Origin of the sequence: Streptomyces sp. NPDC046900 (assembly GCF_040644975.1) — a bacterium.
Taxonomy (GTDB): Bacteria; Actinomycetota; Actinomycetes; order Streptomycetales; family Streptomycetaceae; genus Streptomyces.
On the sequence record NZ_JBEYXD010000240.1, the window covers coordinates 1 to 1,643 of the forward strand.

Below are 1,643 nucleotides of genomic sequence, written 5' to 3' on the forward strand. Positions count from 1 at the left end.
CAGGTCAGCGATCCAGCGCACCTTCGGTGCGCGCCGGGGGCGTGGTAAATCCCGTGGCGTGCGCCGGAGGTGCTTCTGTCTGCCCTGACGTGGACTGATCCCGGTTCGGAACCATGGTGAGGTTCGTTCCGGCCGAAACCGATGCCTCTGTGATGCCGGTGAGCTCGCAGGTCAGCGTGGTGCTGGGGGCCGTCCACGGGAACCGTGGAGTGTTGCTGCGAAGCACGTGCGTCAGAATTCCTGATTCACCCTGGCCCTCCCGGAACGGCGTACTCGGCTGTCCGGAGAGGGAGGGAGCAAGACCGTGGACGTGCTGCACGAACGCTGTGCCGGCCTCGACATCAGCAAGAAGGACGCCAAGGCGTGCGTCCGCACCCCGAGCACGAAGCGGCGGGGGTCCTTCACGACCAAGACCACGACGTGGGGATCGACAACGAACGCGGTCCTCGCTCTGCGGGATCACCTGCTCGCCGCAGAGGTGACGCTGGTAGTGATCGAGGCGACCTCGGACTACTGGAAGCCCTTCTACTACGTACTGGCCGAAGACTTGAACGTGATTCTCGTCAACGCGCGGCAGGTCAAGAACCTGCCCGGCCGCAAAACAGACGTCTCGGACGCGGCCTGGCTGGCCCAACTCGGCGCCCACGGCCTGGTCCGGCCCTCCTTCGTACCGCCCGAGCCGGTCCGCGAACTACGCGACCTGACCCGGGCCCGGACCACCGCCACCCGTGAACGCAGCCGTGTGGTCCAGCGGCTGGAGAAACTGCTGGAGGACACCGGCATCAAACTGTCCTCAGTCGCCTCCGACATCATGGGCGTCTCCGGACGGGCCATGCTCGAAGCCCTCGTCCGCGGCGAAGCCGACCCGCAGATCCTCGCGGACCTGGCCAAACGCAAGCTCCGCAACAAGATCCCCGAACTCACCGAGGCCCTGACCGGACGGTTCCGCGAACACCACGCGTTCCTGGCGCGGCTGTATCTGGACCAGTACGACCAGCTCACCACAATGATCGACGAGCTCACCGGACGGATCGAAGAGGCGATGGCACCCTTTCGTGACGCCCTCGACCTACTCGACACCATCCCCGGCATCAACCAGGCCACCGCCGAAGTGATCATCGCGGAGACCGGCGGGGACATGACCCGGTTCACCTCCGCCAAACACCTCGCGTCCTGGGCCGGCGTCTGCCCCGGTCACCACGAGTCCGCCGGCCGCACCAAGAACACGAAGGTCCGGCCCGGCAACCCCTATCTCAAAGGGGCACTCGGCCTCGCCGCGTTCGGCGCGGTGAGAACCAAGGACACCTACCTCCAAGCCCGGTACAAGCGGCTGACCGCCCGCCGCGGCCCGCTCAGAGCATTGGTCGCCGTCGAGCACTCCATCATCACTGCGATCTGGCACATGCTCACCGACAACGTCGCCTACCAGGAACTCGGTGGCACCTACTTCACCCAACGCGACCCGGAACGTGCCACCCGCCGGGCGATCAATCAGCTCAACCAGCTCGGCTATACCGTCACCCTCAACCCCAGGGAGACCGCGGCCTGACCGGCAGACCCGCACACCCGGCAGCCCCCAACGGCCACCGGGCACCCACCCCTGCCCACACCCGCCCTGACCTGCTGCTATTTACGCGTCAGAG

Annotated in this window: 1 protein-coding gene; it reads left to right on the top strand. The window is 66.5% G+C overall.

Features of this window, described 5'->3' with window-relative positions; all coding sequences use genetic code 11:
• The first annotated feature begins 304 nt into the window (after nt 1-304).
• Nucleotides 305-1,549, top strand: a complete 1,245-nt coding sequence (locus ABZ904_RS51190) for an IS110 family transposase (RefSeq protein ID WP_361831204.1) — start codon at nt 305-307, stop codon at nt 1,547-1,549.
• Nucleotides 1,550-1,643 lie beyond the last annotated feature (94 nt).